Here is a 15,948-nt window from a genome sequence, read left to right as displayed (position 1 = left end):
AGTTATGGACGTCTGTCGATCATTGATCCTCCAAACGTTGTTCCAATGCAACGAGCACGGCCGTTCGCGACGGCGTATCCTCCAGGGACCGTGCATCCTGGCGGCGCCTTCTGGGTGCAGCGGTCCGATTGATCTCCTGAATGGACCTCCTGCCGGCACTCTTGACATGCATCAAGGCCGCCGCCGGCCCCATGCGGCATGAGCTGCAACAAGAGGTTCGGATGTACGGAACGTCCTGGACGCTGCTTGCCTTGGCCATGATCGTCGCTGTGTTGCCGTTCGGCACGCGGGCGCAGAACGACGACGCGGCCTACTGTCGTCGGTTGGCCGACCTTGCGTTGCGCTACACCGGCAGCGCCGGTGCCGAAGGCCGCCTCGCCCCGAGCCCGATGACGCGCGCCGCCATCGAGGACTGCAACCGCGGAAACACCGCCGCCGGCATCGCCGCCCTCGAGAATCTGTTGCGCAGCAGCGGTTTCACGCTGCCCTCACGCTGAAAGTCGAGGCGTTTGCAAATATCTCGGTTTCCACCGCCGCCCGGTGCTCGGCCAAAGCGAGATCATGCAACGGCCGCCATTGTCGTGGGGATTGATCTCGATCAAGGATGTCCACTCCGTGGCGGCTATTCTGTTTCTGAACTGCAAGCAGCATCCACATCCGGGTGTCGGAACTGGCGAATCGATGGAGAATTTTCTTTATCGCTGTCCAAGCAGCGGGTTGCAGGTGCAGGCAACAGTCGAGAGCCCGGTCGCTGCGACGACGCACGTTTCGCAGTGCTGTGCTGCGTGCGGACGCATCCATTTGGTCAATCCCCGAACGGGCGAGACCGCGTCAAGCGAAGCAGCCAGACGGGCTCGAGCCAAGCCCTGTCCCGATGGGCGAGTCGGAGGTTGACCGCGGACATTTGCTCGGCTCGGGCGCGTTCACTTGGATCGAGCCTAGTCGTGGGTGAGGAAATCCTGGATCACTACAAACACCAGCAGGCCGAGCGGAACGCCGAAAAAGATGACAACTTGCCAGAGCAGCAGGTAGTCGAGCAGCGTGGGTTGCATTGAGTATCCCCTCAGCGGCAGCAGCCACTAAAACATGCTGCGAAGAGTGCTCCCGACCGTCTTTGCGCCAGATCAATCGAACTACAATCGAACGTCGCATGTGTTCGTCGTCCGATTGATCTGGATCACGGAGCGATGTCGCCGGTGATGGCATTTTTAGCCATCACTTTTGAGGGGAAGATCATGGTCGATCTCAATCGCCGCACGACAATCGCGTATCTGGGCGTCGTCGCCGTCGCCGCCCCAGTCTTCACGATCGCATCGCCTCCGGCCATGGCCGATCCGGCCGAAGACCTGTACGTGCCGCTGCGCTATCAGAACTTCAAGCGCGGCACGGTCCATAGCCTCGATCCGAAGACGCGTGGGCTGGTCGTCGTCTTTGACGATGTCGGCCGGGTGAAGATGAAGGCCTCGGACATGGTCGTGAAAACGACGACCGGCTATCCCGGCAATGCCTACTCCGAGCTGAAGGAGGGGCAGACCGTCGACGTCCACTGGTTCGACTATCTCGACTTTCTGATTGCCAGGACGACGCCGGCCGTCACGAGCCACGCGGACGCCATGGTCGCCCAAGGTGCGCGAATCGAGAGTTTCCCCGGCTCCGAGCACAAGGTGCGCCTGTTCAAGACGACCGGCATGGTGGTCAAGACCTATCCGGAGCACTCGGCGGTCGACATCATCAATGCGTCCACGGGCGAGCCGGACGCGCCCGCGCCCAACAGCGGCGAGGTCATCCGCCTGCCGCAGATCCAGACCGAGCCGGGACGAGCCGCCCTTGCAACGCTGAAGGCGGGCGACCAGCTCACCGCCGTCTATAGCGTCCAGAGCGCCTTCAGGATCGCGATCGTTCGCTGAAGCATGAGGTAGTGGCACGGAGGCCGCGGCGGGATGTCAGTCCCGCCGTGTCGCTTTGGTCGTCCTCGAGAGGTGATCGGTACGACGACAAGCAACGGCGCGATCGACGATCCGCCTCCAAGACGAAGCGGGATCAACTCGGTTCCGTTGTCGGATTGACCAGCGGTGGCCGTAGGGTCATGCTGACAGGCAAGACAGGCAGTCCAAGACGGCAGAGTGCGCCGGCGAAAGCCGCACGGTTGGATTAGCGTGGTACCCCTTAAAATTCGAGGTCTTTGAAGCCCAGAATCACAAGAATTCCAGGGAGGATGCCCATGATGCCGCAGCGCCTTCTGGCGGTGATCGTTGCTGCAAGTCTCGTTCCGGTGGCGGCCGCCGCCCAGAGCACGATCAAGATCGGCTATCCGATGCCCTTGTCCGGCCCCGCCTCGGTCTATGGCGTACCGATCGTCAAGGGCGCCGAAATGGCGGTGCAGGAGATCAACGCGAGCGGCGGTGTCCTCGGCCGCAAGCTGGAGCTGCTGACGCGCGACAGCAAGGCGAGCGCCGACGAGGCCGTCCGCCTCGCGCGCGAGCTGATCATCAAGAACAGTGTCGATTTCCTGTCGGGAACGCTGACCTCGGCGGAGGCGCCGGCGGTGTCGACCATCGCCAAGGAGAACAAGATCGTCTTTGTCGCGCCGACGTCGAAGACCATCCAGCTCGTTTCGCCGGCCAACCTGCACCCCTATATCTTCCGCCTGGCGTCGAACACAGACATCGACGGCCGCACCGGCGCCTCGATCATCGCGGGCTGGAAGGAGGTGAAGCGGGTCGCGACCATCGCGCCAGACTATGCCTATGGCCGCGACGCCGTCGGCGCCTTCGTCGACTTCATCAAGAAGGCGCGGCCCGACATCGAGATCGTCGATCAGCAATGGCCGAAGCTCGGCCAGAGCGACTTCACGCCGTTCATCACCGCGCAGATGGCCAAGAAGCCGGATGCGGTGTTCTGCGACGTGTTCGGCGGTGATTTCGTCACCTTCGCCAAGCAGGCGGCGCCCCTCGGCTATTTCAAGGCGATCGACAATCGTCTGGCCGACGGCGGCGAGGTCGGCACGACGGACGCGGCGCAGGCGCTGGGCAAGGACTACCCCTACGGCATCTGGTCCGACGCCTACGACCCCGTGATCTGGCCGGAGAACGAGCCGGCCGCGCACAAGACCTACATCGAGCATCTCAAGGCGTTCACCAAGGAGAAGTACGCGTCCGGCTGGGCGATCATGGGCTACGCCTCGATACTGGCGCTGGCCGAAGGCATCAAGAAGGCCGGCAGCACGAACTCGGCCAAGGTAGCGAAGGCCATGCTCGGGCTCTCCTTCGATACGCCGATCGGCAAGCTCACCTTCAACCCGAAGACGCACGAGACCGAGATGGGCGAGTTCTGGGGGCAGATGGTGAAGGACGACCGCTATCCCTTCGCGATCATGAAGAATCCAAAATACCTTTCTCAGGGGCCGTTTACGGACTGATGGCGCCCACCGACGCCGTCTCCGACTGAGTTGGAACCAGCGGACCACAAGCTCGGCATGCCCTCCGCTCCGTCGCGGGCGGGGCATGCCCTCCTTGTGCGCGAGGGCTGAGCGATGGCCGACGCCTCGTTCCTGTTCGGCCAGTTCCTGGGCGGGCTCACGACAGCGATGTTCCTGTTCCTCATCGCGTCGGGTCTGTCGCTCGTGTTCGGGGTGATGCGCGTGCTCAACTTCGCGCACGGCTCCTTCTATATGATCGGCGCCTACCTCGCCTGGCAGGTCGTGCAATGGCTGGCCCCGATCCTGCACGGTTTCTGGCTCGCCGCGCTCGCCGCGGCGCTGGGCGTCGCGCTGCTCGGCGGCCTGATCGAACGGCTGCTGCTGCGCCACATCTACGGCCGCGAGGAGATCTACCAGTTGCTTCTCACCTACGCGCTGGTCCTCATCCTCGGTGACGCGGCCAAGGCCCTCTGGGGCACGCATCAGCTGTCGGTGTCGCGCCCGCCGATGCTGGCGGGCGGCATCGAGGCGTTCGGGGCCATTCTGCCGGCCTACAACCTGTTCATCATGCTGATCGGCGCCGCCATCGCCGTCGCCGGCTGGCTCGTGCTGACGCGCAGCCCCTCCGGGCGGATGGTGCGGGCGGCGGCGCTCGACCGCGAGATGCTGGGCGCGCTCGGCGCCAATGTCGGCGCCCTCTACACCGGCATGTTCGTCGTCAGCTCGTTCCTCGCCGGCCTGTCGGGCGCGCTGGTCACGCCGATCCAGAGCATCGTGCCGGGCATGGACGTCGAGATCATCGTCGAGGCGTTCATCGTCGTCGTGATCGGCGGCCTCGGCTCGTTCTGGGGCACGTTCTGGGGCTCGGTCATCTACGGCCAGGTGCTTTCGTTCGGCATTCTCATCCTGCCGGGCTTCTCGCTGTTCTCGGTCTTCGCCCTGATGGCGGTGATCCTGATCGTACGCCCCTGGGGCCTGTTCGGAAGGCCGCTCCGATGACCTCGCCGGCCGCCGCCGCCGCACGGCGTGTGCCGTGGACGCTCGTCGTCTTCCTGGTCGCATTCACGATCCCGTGGTTCGGCTCGCGCTACGAGACTTTCCTGGCCACCCAGATCGCGATCAGTGCGCTGTTCGCGGTCAGCCTCAACCTGCTGCTGGGCACCACCGGCCTTGTCTCGTTCGGTCACGTCGCCTATTTCGGCATCGGCTCCTACGTGTGCGGCATCCTGATGAAGACCTATGGGCTGCCGTTCGCGATCGCGCTGCCGGCGGCGGCGTTCGGCGCTTCGCTCGGCGCGCTGGTGTTCGGCTTCTTCTGCGTGCGTCTCACCAGGATCTACTTTGCCATGTTGACGCTCGCCTTCTCGCAGATCGTGTGGGCGATCTGCTTCAAATGGAACGATGTCACCGGCGGCGATCAGGGATTGCCGGACGTGCCGTATCCCGATCTCGGCTGGATGTCGTCGGTGCCGCTTCTCGACGAGCTGCGCGTCTCGGATCACTTCTACCTGCTGACCCTCGTGCTGGTGATGCTGTCGCTGGCGGCGATGCAGAGGATCATCGCCTCGCCGTTCGGCCGCATGTTGACGACCATCAGGGAGAACCCGGAGCGTGCGGCGTCGATCGGCCTCGACGTGCGCGGCTACGAGCTGGCCGCCTTCGTGGTCGCCGGCGGCTTCGCCGGCATTGCCGGCGCCCTGTTCGGCATCTTCAACCGCGGCGTCTTCGCCGACTATGTCTACTGGCCGAAATCGGCCGAGGTGATGATCATGACCATCCTCGGCGGCATCGATCACTTCTGGGGGCCGGTGGTCGGCGCGGCCACGCTCGTCCTCCTCAACCAGGAGATCACGTCCTACACCGAGTACTGGCCGCTGGTGCTCGGTGCGATCCTGCTCGTGCTGCTGTTCGCCTTCCCGGGCGGCATTGCCGGCGGGCTGGCCGCCGGCTTCGCCTGGCTTCGGCGCAAGAGAGCGGAGCGCGCAGGTGCTTGAGGTGCGCGGCCTGTCCAAGTCGTTCGGCGGCTTCCGCGCCGTCTCCGGCGTCGATCTGGCCGTGGCCGGGGGCGAGATCGCGGCCGTGATCGGGCCGAACGGCGCCGGCAAGTCGACGCTGTTCAATCTCATCACCGGGCACTTGCGGCCGACCGCCGGCCGCGTGTCCGTCGACGGGCGCGACATCACCGGCATGGCGCCGTACAGGATCTGCGGCATGGGTCTGGGACGATCGTTCCAGCACACCAACATCTTTCCCAGGCTCACCGTGCTGGAGAACGTGCAGGCGGCCCTTCTCGCCCATCGCGGCCAGGGGCCCAACTTCTGGTCGCGTTCGGAGAGGCTCTATCGTGCGGAAAGCGAGGCGTTGCTCGCCTCGATCGGCCTCGCCGGCCGGGCGCAGGTGACCGCGGGAACGCTTGCCTACGGCAATCAGAAGCAGCTCGAGCTCGGCATCGCCTTGGCGAGCGACCCCAAGATCCTGCTGCTCGACGAGCCGACTGCCGGCATGTCCGCCGCCGAGACCCACGAGACCATTGCGCTCATCGCCCGTATCGCCCGCGAGCGCGGGCTGACGCTGCTGTTCACCGAGCACGACATGGCGGTCGTGTTCTCGATCGCGCAGAAGATCGCGGTGATGCACCAGGGACGCATCATCGCCCATGGCGATCCGACGGCGGTTCGCGCCGATGCCGAGGTCCGTCGCGTCTATCTGGGCGACCGACCGGCGGGTGCGCCGTCATGAGCGCGCTGCTGGCGCTCCAGGACGTCCATGCGGCCTACGGACTCAGTCGCGTGCTGTTCGGCATCTCGCTCGAGGTCAACGCGGGCGAATGCGTCTGCCTGCTCGGCCGCAACGGCGTCGGCAAGACGACCACGATGCGCGCCGTGATGGGCCTGACGCCGCCGAGCGCCGGTCATGTCCGCTTCAAGTCGCACGACATCACCGGCTGGTCGCCATACCGCGTCGCCCGCGCCGGCATCGGTTTCGTTCCGGAGGATCGCCGCATCTTCGCCGAGCTCTCGGTGTGGGAGAATCTCGACGTCGCGCGACGGGCGGCGGCGCGCCCGGGACGCTGGACGACCGAGGCGGTCGTCGAGCTCTTCCCGGTGCTCGGCGCGCTGCGCGACCGGCAGGGCGGCTTCCTCTCCGGCGGCGAGCAGCAGATGCTGACCATTGCCCGCACGCTGATGGGCAATCCCGACCTGCTGCTGCTTGACGAGCCGTCGGAGGGGCTCGCCCCGCTCGTGGTCGAGGCGCTGCTCGTCAAGATCGGCGAGCTGAAAGCCCAGGGCATGACGATCCTGCTCGCCGAGCAGGGCATCGAGTTCTCGCTGGCGCTGGCCGACCGCGTCTATGTGCTGGAGAAGGGCGCCGTGCGCTTCGCCGGCCCCGCGGCCGCACTCAGGTCCGATCATGCACTGCTCGACCGGCTGATGGCGCTGTGAGGTTCCCACGGCTCGGGTCGACGAGGTTTGGTGCATTGCGATCGCGCAACGAGGCCTATTGAGAACGACCCCCTCTGCTTGGCGTCAGGGCAAGCGGACGAGCGCGCATTGCTATCCCTTCGGCTCGTATCTCAAGCCCAGCTTGAGGGTGACTTGGTAGTTCGAGACTTTGCTGTCGCGAATGTTGCCCCGAACTTCGACCACCTCGAACCAATCGAGATTGCGCAGGGAATGCGATGCCGTCGCGATCGCCGACTCGATGGCGTCGGAAACCGACTTGTCGGAACTCCCGACAACTTCGGTCTTCACATAGGTCCGGTTGGTAGCCATGTGCGTCTCCTCGCTTTGTTGAAGAAACCAACTGGGCGGCGCATGCCATGCCGTCCCCGTAGCATCGGTCGTCCCGCCCGGCTCCGCCAGCGCTCATGAAGGCGGCGGTCTGGATCAAGACGGCTTAGTCTTCACTGCGGCTTCAGCGCCGCCGGCACTGGAAATCCGCGCACAAGGGCACATCTGCCACTGTGGGTGCGATAGGGAGCCGGGAATGACGATCTGGAATCGCCGCGGTGTGCGGGCCGCGATCGCACTCACCTCGGTCCTTGCAGCGATCGTGGTGATAGGAGCGGTGACGGAGGGCAGGCTGGCGGCCCAACCGTCCCGCGCTTCGCGCTGCCCCGGAGACAATGGCGGCCTCGCGCTGTCGCCAGGGTTCTGCGCGACGGTGTTCGCGGACAATCTGGGCCATGTCCGTCATCTCGCCGTGGCGGCCGACGGCACGCTTTATGCCAATAGCTGGAGCGGCCGCTACTATCGTCGGGCGCCGCCCGCGGGCGGTTTCCTGATCGCGTTGAAGGATATCGACCGCGATGGCCGTGCCGACAGCGTCCAGCGCTTCGGCGCGACGCCCCGGGCCGGCGGCACCGGCGGCACCGGGATCGCCCTCTATGACGGCGCGCTCTACGCCGAGGAGAACGGCCGCATCCTGCGCTATGCGCTGACGCCCGGCGCGTCGGTGCCGGCCGGCGCGCCGACGGAGGTGGTTTCAGGCCTGCCGCTCACCGGCGATCATCCGATGCATCCCTTCGCGATCGACGCGAAGGGCGATCTCTTCGTCGATCTCGCCTCGGCGACCAACGCCTGCCAGGCGGCCAATCGCATGGCCGGCGCGCGCGGCCGCGACCTCTGCATCGAGAAACGAACGCGGGGCGGAATCTGGCGCTACGATGCCGACAAGACCGGACAGGTCTTCTCGCCGGCGGAACGCTATGCGAGCGGCATCCGCAATGCCGAAGGCCTGGCTTTCGACGCCGCCGGCCGCCTGTTCGCGACCCAGCACGGTCGCGACCAGCTTTACCAGAACTGGCCGCGCCTCTACACCGCCGAGCAGAGTGCGGAATTGCCGGCCGAGGAGTTGATCGAAGTCACACAGGGCGCCGACTATGGCTGGCCGGAATGTTACTACGACCAGAACCGGAAGAAGCTCGTGCTCGCGCCGGAATATGGCGGCGACGGCGGCAGGGCCGTCGGGCTTTGTGCGGACCGGCGGGGGCCGGTCGCGGCCTTTCCCGGCCACTGGGCGCCCAATGCGCTTGCGATCTATCTCGGCGACAAGTTCCCGGCCGGCTACCGCGGCGGTGCGTTCATCGCCTTCCATGGTTCGTGGAATCGTGCGCCGCTGCCGCAAGCCGGCTTCAATGTCGTCTTCCAGCCATTGGCCGACGGCAAGGCGGCAGGCCCCTACGTCGTCTTCGCCGACGGCTTCGATGGCGGACACAAGGAACCGGGCCGGGCGGCGTTCCGGCCGAGCGGGCTCGCCGTGGCGCCGGATGGCGCGCTCTTCGTCTCCGACGACGTGCATGGCCGCATCTGGCGCATCACCTATGACGGCGACGGCTCCGACAAGGTCACCCCCGCGCGTACCGGTTCGTACTCGGCAACGGCTTCGTCGCGGGCCTCTCCGCCGGAGGGCGTTCATCGCGACGCCGGGCGCAAGGCGCAGCCGCTGCCCACGCCGCCTGGCGCCACGGCCGAGCAGGTGGCGCTGGGTGACCGCATCTATCACGGCGAGGCGAGCAACGGCGCCTGCAGCGGCTGCCACGGCTCCGATGGCGGCGGCAGCTCGGTCGGCCCGCCGCTCAGCACCGGCCAGTGGCTATGGACCGACGGCAGTCTGGACAGTCTCAGGAGCATTATCGCCAGGGGCGTTCCGAAGCCAAAACGATACCAGGGCGCGATGCCGCCGATGGGCGGAAGCCCGCTCACGCCAAGTGACCTTGCCGCGGTGTCGGCCTATGTCTGGGCCATCAGCCACGCCAACCATCGTTGACCGCAGGAGGATGCCTTGGCTTCTGTCGAGAAGATTGCCGTCGTGCAGGAGGCGCCCGCCGCCACCGTCCAGGATCTGTTCCGCAGCTTGACCGACCACTGGCGGACCTCCCTGCGCCTCGCCGGCGTCCTTGCGGAAGATCATGGTCTCGTCGACCGCGCCTGCCGGGCCGGCTATCTGCGCAGCCTCGCCAGCGGTAAGCGCTTCCCGATGTTCCAAGATCTGGGGCCTTCCTCGACCGCCTGCCATCTCGACGGCGGCGGCGTGCTGACGGCGGCCGACGCCGTGCGCGCGGATATCGCGCGCGGCTGCGATCTCGTCGTGCTGAGCAAGTTCGGCAAGCTGGAAGCAGGCGGCGGCGGACTTCGCGGCGCGTTCGATGCGGCGCTCGAGGCCGGCGTGCCTGTTCTCACGTCCGTCGGCAGGGGCTTCATGCCGGCATGGGAAGCCTTTGCCGCGCCGCACTTCGTCGCTCTTCCCGCCGATGCCGGCCGCATCGAGCAATGGTGGGCCGACGTCCGGCCGTCGCCCTGAAGACGGTTCAGGAATCCGTCGCCCAGCGGCGGTCGGCGCGCAGCGGCGCGTTCTCGGGCACGAACATCAGATCGAGCTGGGCGGTCGCGTCGTCGAGCGGACGGCGCTTCAGCCCGATCACGTCGGCCAGGGCGAAGCCGTGATCCTGCATGAAATTCACGACACCGTGGACCTCGGCGCCGCCCTTGACCGTCGCGATGGTGCTGGTCTCTATGATGAAGGCGTCGATGTCGGCAATCCGTCCGGTCATGCCCTCCAGCACCATCAGCTCCGCGCCCTGCACATCGATCTTGCAAAGCGCGGGACGCTCGATGCGCGTGAAAAGCGAATCGAACCGGCGCATCGGAACGCGGTCGAAGCGCAGGAAGTCGCGCTGGCCCACTTCCTCGAGCAGGGTCGAACCCTGGATGTCCGAGCGGACCTCGAGCTGCACCTCGCCGTCGCGGTCGCCGAGCGCCACGGGATGGATCTCACAACGCAGCCGTCGCGCGAGCTTCTGGACATGCGGCAGGGCTTCGCGGGTCGGCTCGACCAGATGATAGAAGGCGTCGGGAAGGAGATGATAAAGGCCGAACGTACCGAAGCCGACGCCGATATCGAACACGGTGGCGGGCTGGAAGCCGTGCCGGCGCAGCACGGCGATCGATTGCCCCCATGACAGGCGCGGCGCCGGCAGCGGAAGGTAGGGCTCGAACGGGCGCAGGACGTTCTTGAGGCGCGCAATGACGCTTCGGCGCACGGAAACGGCCGCCGAGGAATGGATATAGGCCACGCTGCTCTCCCGTCAGGCTGCGACCCCCCATGTTAGGAAAGGCCTCTCTCGCTGCCTGTGATCATGATGTGGCGCCCTGCGCAGCGCACGCACAAAGAACGGTATCAGCCTTGAGCCGCCGCGATGGCCTGCCACACACGCAAGGGAGTCGCAGGACCGTCGAAATGCGTGACGCCGAGCGGCCGCAGGGCATCGAGGACGGCATTGACGATGGCCGGGAAGGCGGCGATCGCGCCGGCCTCGCCGCAGCCCTTCACGCCCAGCGGGTTGGTGATGCAGGAGGTGGGATTGAAGCCAAGGTCGAACGCCGGCAGGTGCGCCGCGCGCGGCAGCGCATAGTCCATGAAGGAGGCCGCGATCATCTGGCCCGAGATGGGGTCGTACGCGGCGTGCTCCATCAGCGCCTGGCCGATGCCCTGCGCCATCGCACCATGCGCCTGCCCTTGGACGATCATGGGGTTGACCATCACGCCGTAGTCGTCGACGGCCGTGTAGCGCACGAGATCGACCGCGCCCGTGTCGCGGTCGATCTCGATCTCGGCCACATGCGCGCCGTTGGGGAAGGTGAGATGCTCGCGCTTCCAGAAATGATAGGTGTCGAGAGGTCGGTTCTTCTTGCGACCGAGGACCGCGACGTCGAGCAGTGCGGTGCCGCGGTCGGTGCCGGAGACCGTGAAGCGGCCGTTCTCGAAGCGGATATCGGCCTCGGCGGCTTCCAGCGCCTCGGCCGCGAGCGCGAGGCCCTTGGCGATGATGGCATCGGCCGCACGCCAGATCGCCGTGCCGCCCATGTAGGTGGCGCGGGAGCTGCCGTGGCCGCCGCCCGTGGCGATGAGATCGGTGTCGCCCTGACGGAGCCGGATCAATTCGTTGGGGATGCCGAGGCGATGGGCGAGGATCTGCGGAAAGGTCGTCTCATGGCCCTGGCCGATATGCTGCGTGCCGGTGACGAGCGCCACCGTGCCGTCGCTCTCGAACCGGATATCGACATTCTCCTCCGGCGAGCCGCCGGTGCCCTTGATGTGATAGGCGACGCCGAGCCCGCGCAGCAGTCCGCGTCGTTCGCTCTCGCGCCGGCGGTCTGCGAAGCCCGCCAGGTCGGCGCGCGCCAGCGCCTTGTCGAGCGTATCGCCGAAGGCCCCGCTGTCGATCTGGAAGCCGAAGGAATTGATCATCGGCATCTCGTGCGCGGGCACGATGTTGCGTCGCCGCAGCTCGAACCTGTCGAAACCGCCTTGCAGCGCCGCGGCATCGATCAGGCGCTCGACAATGTTCACCGTCTCGGCAAAGCCCGGCCCGCGCGTCACGCCGATCGGCGCGGTGTTGCTGAGGGCGGCGACAATGTGGAGCGCGATCGCGGGGATGCGATAGACCGTGCCCTGCAGATGCACGTACTGGTAGGTCTGCACGCCGCCACCGGCGCCGGCCATGTACGCGCCGAGATTGGCGAAGCTCTCGACCTTCAGGGCGAGAAACCGGCCCGACGCATCGAGCGCGAGCGTCGCCTCGGCCTGGACGTCGCGCCCGGCGTGGTCGGACAGGAACACCTCGCTGCGGCTCGCCACCCATTTTACCGGCCGGCCGATGCGGCGCGCGGCCCACAGCACGAGCGCCTGCTCGGCGTAGGCGAAGTTCTTGGCGCCGAAGCCGCCGCCGACATCGGGGGCGACGAAGCGCACATCCTTCGGCTCGACGCCGAGGCAGCGCGCAACGTGGTTGCGGTTGGCGTGGATGTTCTGGCTCGAGACATGGAGCGTATAGCGGGCGCTCGCCGGATCGAACTGGCCGACGCAGCCGCGCGGCTCCATCGGATTGGTGACGACGCGATGATTGTCGAGCCGAAGCTGCACGAGGTGCGCGGCGCGCTCGAAGGCCGCCTCGACGCCCGCCCAATCGCCGGTGCGCCAGTCGAGGCAGCGATTGCCCGGCACCTCTGCCGAGATTTGCGGTGCACCGGGCGCGCAGGCCGCCCCGGCCGTCGTGACGGCGGGAAGCGGGACATAGTCGACGATGATCGACTCGGTGGCATCGAGCGCCTGGGCGAGCGTCTCGGCCACGACCAGCGCCACCGGCTCGCCCGCGAACCGCACCTTGTCGGCGGCGAGCAGCGGCTGGAGCGCGAAAGCGAACGGCTCGCCGGTCTGCACATTGGCCTCGACATAGGGCCGTAGCGGTTTCAACCCGTCGGCATGGGCATCGGCGGCGGTGAGCACGGCCAGCACGCCGGGCGCGCGCGTCGCGGCCGAAACATCGATCGAGCGGATCGAGGCGTGTGCGTACGGCGAGCGCAGCACAGCGGCCTGCGCCAACCCGTCGAAGCGCAGGTCGTCGAGATAGGCTCCCCGGCCGGTGACGAAGCGCAGATCCTCGCGCCGTTTGGGCGAATCGCCGATGATCGAAAGGGCCATGCCGCAATCTCGCGTGGCGGTCGGCGGCAGGCAAGAGCCCGCTTGCCTCCCGGGAAGCGCCGGGTTCCAATCCGGGCATGAAGACGGACTTCGATGCGATCGTCGTCGGCGCGGGCTTCGCCGGCATGTACATGCTCCATCGCCTGCGCCAGGGCGGCTTCTCCACACGCGTGATCGAGGCGGGCAAGGGCGTGGGCGGCACCTGGTACTGGAATCGCTATCCGGGGGCGCGTTGCGACGTCGAGAGCGTGCAGTATTCCTACCAGTTCTCGCCCGAGCTCGAGCAGGAATGGGAATGGACGGAGCGCTACGCCACGCAGCCCGAGATCCTGCGTTACGCCAACCATGTCGCCGACCGGTTCGATCTCCGGCGCGACATCCAGTTCGAGACGCGGGCCACAGGCGGGACCTTCGACGAGCAGGACAACCTCTGGATCGTCGAGACCGACCGCGGCGACCGGCTGGCATCGCGCTTCGTCATCACGGCGATGGGCTGCCTCTCCTCGCCCAACATGCCGAAGATTCCCGGCCTCGGCGATTTCGCTGGGCCGACCTATCACACCGGCAACTGGCCGCACGAGGGCGTCGATTTCACGGGCAAGACGGTAGGTGTGATCGGCACCGGCTCCTCGGCCATCCAGTCGATCCCCATCATCGCCCGGCAGGCAAGCCGTCTCACGGTGTTCCAGCGAACCGCCAACTACACCATTCCGGCCCACAACGCACCGCTCGATACCGACTATGTGCGGCGGGTGAAGGCGACCTATCGCGAGATGCGGACGCGGGCCAGGACCAAGCCGGCCGGTATCGACTTCGACATCAATCCGGCGTCGGCCGTCGAAACGCCGGAAGCGGAGCGCAACCGCATCTACGAGACGCGCTGGGCCTATGGCGGCCTGGGCTTCATCGCCTCGTTCTCCGATCTCCTGCTGAACGACGACTCCAACAAGACCGCGGCCGACTTCGTGCGGACCAAGATCCGCGAGATCGTCAAGGATCCAACGACGGCGGAGATCCTCTCGCCCCGCAACATCATCGGCTGCAAGCGGCTCTGCGTCGATACCGGCTACTGGGAAACCTTCAACCGGCCCAACGTCGAGCTGGTCGATGTCAGCGACGACCCGATCGAGCGCATCACGCCGACCGGGCTGCGCGCGAAAGGCCGGGATCATGACTTCGACTGCCTCGTGCTGGCGACGGGCTTCGACGCCATGACCGGCGCACTGCTCGGGGTGGATTTCCGCGGCCGCGGCGGCGTGACGCTGCAGGAAGCGTGGCGCGAGGGCCCCAAGACCTATCTCGGCCTCACGGTCGCGGGCTTTCCCAATCTCTTCACCATCACCGGGCCGGGCAGCCCGTCGGAGGCGACCGGCGCCGCTCAGGAGGCATGGGTGGGCGAGGTCGGCAAGTCGGCCAGCATCACGCTGCGCTCGACCTGCAGCTCCTGGTATGTCGGCGCCAACATCCCGGGCAAGCCGCGCGTCTTCATGCCCTATATCGGCGGCTTCCCGGCCTACGTCGCGGCCTGCCAGGAGGTCGTGGCCGCTGGCTACAAGGGCTTCGCGCTCGCCTAGCGCACGACGCTGCCGTTCATCGGAGCGCGGCACCGAGCTACACGCTCCTCCGGGTAATGCGAGGATAAATTCTTGTCGTCCGGTCCATCTTGCGGGCTGCAACGACGAGGGCGACATTCTTCCCATGACCCGACGCCAGCTTCGGCTGGGCGCCTTCATGCGCCCGGTCAGCATCCATACGGCCGCCTGGCGCTATCCCGGCGGCACCCCCGACGCCAACTTCAATCTCGGGGCCCTGATCGGTTATGCCCGGACGCTGGAGCGCGGCAAATTCGATGCCTTCTTCATGGCCGACCATCTCGCCGTGCTGAACATGCCGATGGAGGCGCTGAAGCGCTCGGCGACGGTGACGTCGTTCGATCCTTTGACGCTCCTTCCGGCATTGGCCCAGCACACCGAGCATCTCGGCCTGATTGCCACGGCCTCGACCACCTTCGAGCCGGCCTACACCATTGCCCGTCGCTTCGCCTCGCTCGACCACATCTCGGGCGGTCGCGCCGGCTGGAATCTGGTGACGACGTCCAATCCCGACGCGGCGCTGAATTTCGGCATGGACGAGCAGATGGAGCACGGCGAGCGCTATGCCCGCGCCCGCGAGTTCTTCGATGTCGTGACCGGCCTTTGGGACTCCTGGGCCGACGACGCCTTCATCCGCGACGTCGAGAGCGGCATCTACTTCGATCCTGCCAGGCTCCATGTGCTGAACCACAAGGGCAAGTATCTCAAGGTGCGCGGACCGTTGAACATCGCGCGGCCGATCCAGGGCTGGCCGGTGATGGTCCAGGCGGGCGCTTCCGATGCGGGCCGTCAGCTCGCGGCGGAGACGGCGGAAGTCGTGTTCGCGGCCGGCGGCCCGATCGAGGCCGGCCGCGCCTTCTATGCCGACGTGAAAGGCCGTGCAGCCAGGGTTGGGCGCAATCCCGACCACATCAAGATCCTGCCCGGCGCCTTCGTCGTCATCGGCGAATCGCTGGACGAGGCGAAGGAGAAGCGGGCGCGGCTCGACAGCCTCGTGAGCTACGAGAGCAGCATCGCCGCGCTCTCGATCGCGGTCGGCATCGATGCGCGCAAGTTCGATCCCGACGGGCCGCTGCCGGAAATCCCCGAGACCAACCAGAGCAAGAGCGGCCGCGAGCGGGTGGTTGCGCTCGCCCGGCGCGAGGGCCTCACCGTGCGCCAGCTCGCCGGACGGCTGGGCGGCTACGGCGGGCTCGGCATGCTGGGCACGCCCGGGATGATCGCCGACCAGATGGAGGAATGGCTGACGACCAATGCGTCGGACGGCTTCAACGTCATGTTCCCCTATCTGCCGGGCGGGCTCGACGACTTCGTGAACAAGGTCGTGCCCGAGCTGCAGCGCCGCGGGCTGTTCCGCACCGAGTACGAGGGCAAGACGCTGCGCGAGAATCTCGGCCTGCCGCGGCCCGCGAACCGCTTCTTCGCGACGACTGCCAGGGCCGCCGAGTAGGAGCC

The 15,948-nt window shown here is 66.8% G+C and carries 14 protein-coding genes; 11 read left to right on the top strand and 3 right to left on the bottom strand.

The window, feature by feature from the left end; translation table 11 throughout:
* Positions 1-140 precede the first annotated feature (140 nt).
* The 7 genes from OJF58_RS07430 to OJF58_RS07400 all read left to right on the top strand — a co-directional run bounded on the left by OJF58_RS07430 (position 141) and on the right by OJF58_RS07400 (position 6,861).
* Positions 141-497 carry a hypothetical protein gene (locus tag OJF58_RS07430; protein WP_300783172.1) on the top strand — a complete coding sequence of 119 codons (357 nt, stop codon included), beginning with the start codon at positions 141-143 and terminating at the stop codon, positions 495-497.
* A gap of 738 nt (positions 498-1,235) precedes the next feature.
* Entirely contained in the window at positions 1,236-1,907 is a 672-nt protein-coding gene (locus tag OJF58_RS07425) for a hypothetical protein (RefSeq protein WP_300783171.1), read from the top strand.
* Between the two features lie 314 nt (positions 1,908-2,221).
* The gene (locus OJF58_RS07420; protein ID WP_300783170.1) at positions 2,222-3,418 is read left to right on the top strand and encodes an ABC transporter substrate-binding protein; all 1,197 of its coding nucleotides are present in this window, start codon (positions 2,222-2,224) and stop codon (positions 3,416-3,418) included.
* 114 nt (positions 3,419-3,532) lie between these two features.
* Complete coding sequence (locus OJF58_RS07415) at positions 3,533-4,417, top strand: branched-chain amino acid ABC transporter permease (protein WP_300783169.1); 885 nt, start codon at positions 3,533-3,535, stop codon at positions 4,415-4,417.
* Positions 4,414-5,412, top strand: a complete 999-nt coding sequence (locus tag OJF58_RS07410; RefSeq protein ID WP_300783168.1) for a branched-chain amino acid ABC transporter permease — start codon at positions 4,414-4,416, stop codon at positions 5,410-5,412. The genes OJF58_RS07415 and OJF58_RS07410 overlap by 4 nt, the downstream gene beginning before the upstream one ends.
* Complete coding sequence (locus OJF58_RS07405; RefSeq protein WP_300783167.1) at positions 5,405-6,157, top strand: ABC transporter ATP-binding protein; 753 nt, start codon at positions 5,405-5,407, stop codon at positions 6,155-6,157. Before OJF58_RS07410 ends, OJF58_RS07405 begins: the two co-directional genes overlap by 8 nt.
* A complete protein-coding gene (locus tag OJF58_RS07400; RefSeq protein ID WP_300783166.1) occupies positions 6,154-6,861 on the top strand; it encodes an ABC transporter ATP-binding protein in 708 nt (235 codons plus the stop codon). The genes OJF58_RS07405 and OJF58_RS07400 overlap by 4 nt, the downstream gene beginning before the upstream one ends.
* 111 nt (positions 6,862-6,972) lie before the next feature.
* On the opposite strand, the gene OJF58_RS07395 is transcribed toward OJF58_RS07400, so the two are convergent.
* Positions 6,973-7,191, bottom strand: coding sequence for a dodecin (locus OJF58_RS07395; RefSeq protein ID WP_300783164.1), 219 nt, complete (start codon positions 7,189-7,191; stop codon positions 6,973-6,975).
* A 214-nt stretch (positions 7,192-7,405) separates the two neighbouring features.
* Between OJF58_RS07395 and OJF58_RS07390 the strand changes: the two genes are divergently transcribed.
* Together OJF58_RS07390 and OJF58_RS07385 are read left to right on the top strand one after the other, a co-directional pair.
* The gene (locus OJF58_RS07390) at positions 7,406-9,187 is read left to right on the top strand and encodes a PQQ-dependent sugar dehydrogenase (RefSeq protein WP_300783163.1); all 1,782 of its coding nucleotides are present in this window, start codon (positions 7,406-7,408) and stop codon (positions 9,185-9,187) included.
* Positions 9,188-9,202: 15 nt separating this feature from the next.
* Positions 9,203-9,721 (top strand): DUF2478 domain-containing protein, encoded by a 519-nt coding sequence (locus tag OJF58_RS07385; protein ID WP_300783161.1) that lies wholly within the window; start codon positions 9,203-9,205, stop codon positions 9,719-9,721.
* 7 nt (positions 9,722-9,728) lie between these two features.
* Here the strand turns inward: OJF58_RS07385 and OJF58_RS07380 are convergent, their stop codons facing one another.
* Both OJF58_RS07380 and OJF58_RS07375 read right to left on the bottom strand, forming a co-directional pair.
* A complete protein-coding gene (locus OJF58_RS07380) occupies positions 9,729-10,493 on the bottom strand; it encodes an FkbM family methyltransferase (protein ID WP_300783160.1) in 765 nt (254 codons plus the stop codon).
* Between the two features lie 104 nt (positions 10,494-10,597).
* Positions 10,598-12,901 (bottom strand): xanthine dehydrogenase family protein molybdopterin-binding subunit, encoded by a 2,304-nt coding sequence (locus OJF58_RS07375; RefSeq protein ID WP_300783159.1) that lies wholly within the window; start codon positions 12,899-12,901, stop codon positions 10,598-10,600.
* Between the two features lie 77 nt (positions 12,902-12,978).
* On the opposite strand from OJF58_RS07375, the gene OJF58_RS07370 reads away from it, so the two are divergent.
* Positions 12,979-14,475, top strand: a complete 1,497-nt coding sequence (locus tag OJF58_RS07370; protein ID WP_300783157.1) for an NAD(P)/FAD-dependent oxidoreductase — start codon at positions 12,979-12,981, stop codon at positions 14,473-14,475.
* Between the two features lie 124 nt (positions 14,476-14,599).
* Positions 14,600-15,943 carry an LLM class flavin-dependent oxidoreductase gene (locus OJF58_RS07365; RefSeq protein ID WP_300783156.1) on the top strand — a complete coding sequence of 448 codons (1,344 nt, stop codon included), beginning with the start codon at positions 14,600-14,602 and terminating at the stop codon, positions 15,941-15,943.
* Positions 15,944-15,948: the final 5 nt, after the last annotated feature.

This window comes from Enhydrobacter sp., assembly GCF_030246845.1.
In the GTDB taxonomy this organism is placed as follows: domain Bacteria; phylum Pseudomonadota; class Alphaproteobacteria; order Reyranellales; family Reyranellaceae; genus Reyranella.
Note: the sequence above shows the minus strand (reverse complement) of the source record. Positions and strands in the feature narration are given on the sequence as shown.

What these genes read in the sequence shown, in the direction of transcription:
- OJF58_RS07390 (WP_300783163.1), top strand. Translation starts at nt 7,406, where the DNA reads ATGACGATCTGGAATCGCCGCGGTGTGCGGGCCGCGATCGCACTCACC.
- OJF58_RS07400 (WP_300783166.1), top strand. Translation starts at nt 6,154, where the DNA reads ATGAGCGCGCTGCTGGCGCTCCAGGACGTCCATGCGGCCTACGGACTC.
- OJF58_RS07365 (WP_300783156.1), top strand. Translation starts at nt 14,600, where the DNA reads ATGACCCGACGCCAGCTTCGGCTGGGCGCCTTCATGCGCCCGGTCAGC.
- OJF58_RS07375 (WP_300783159.1), bottom strand. Translation starts at nt 12,901, where the DNA reads ATGGCCCTTTCGATCATCGGCGATTCGCCCAAACGGCGCGAGGATCTG.
- OJF58_RS07430 (WP_300783172.1), top strand. Translation starts at nt 141, where the DNA reads ATGGACCTCCTGCCGGCACTCTTGACATGCATCAAGGCCGCCGCCGGC.
- OJF58_RS07395 (WP_300783164.1), bottom strand. Translation starts at nt 7,191, where the DNA reads ATGGCTACCAACCGGACCTATGTGAAGACCGAAGTTGTCGGGAGTTCC.
- OJF58_RS07415 (WP_300783169.1), top strand. Translation starts at nt 3,533, where the DNA reads ATGGCCGACGCCTCGTTCCTGTTCGGCCAGTTCCTGGGCGGGCTCACG.
- OJF58_RS07425 (WP_300783171.1), top strand. Translation starts at nt 1,236, where the DNA reads ATGGTCGATCTCAATCGCCGCACGACAATCGCGTATCTGGGCGTCGTC.
- OJF58_RS07410 (WP_300783168.1), top strand. Translation starts at nt 4,414, where the DNA reads ATGACCTCGCCGGCCGCCGCCGCCGCACGGCGTGTGCCGTGGACGCTC.
- OJF58_RS07370 (WP_300783157.1), top strand. Translation starts at nt 12,979, where the DNA reads ATGAAGACGGACTTCGATGCGATCGTCGTCGGCGCGGGCTTCGCCGGC.
- OJF58_RS07420 (WP_300783170.1), top strand. Translation starts at nt 2,222, where the DNA reads ATGATGCCGCAGCGCCTTCTGGCGGTGATCGTTGCTGCAAGTCTCGTT.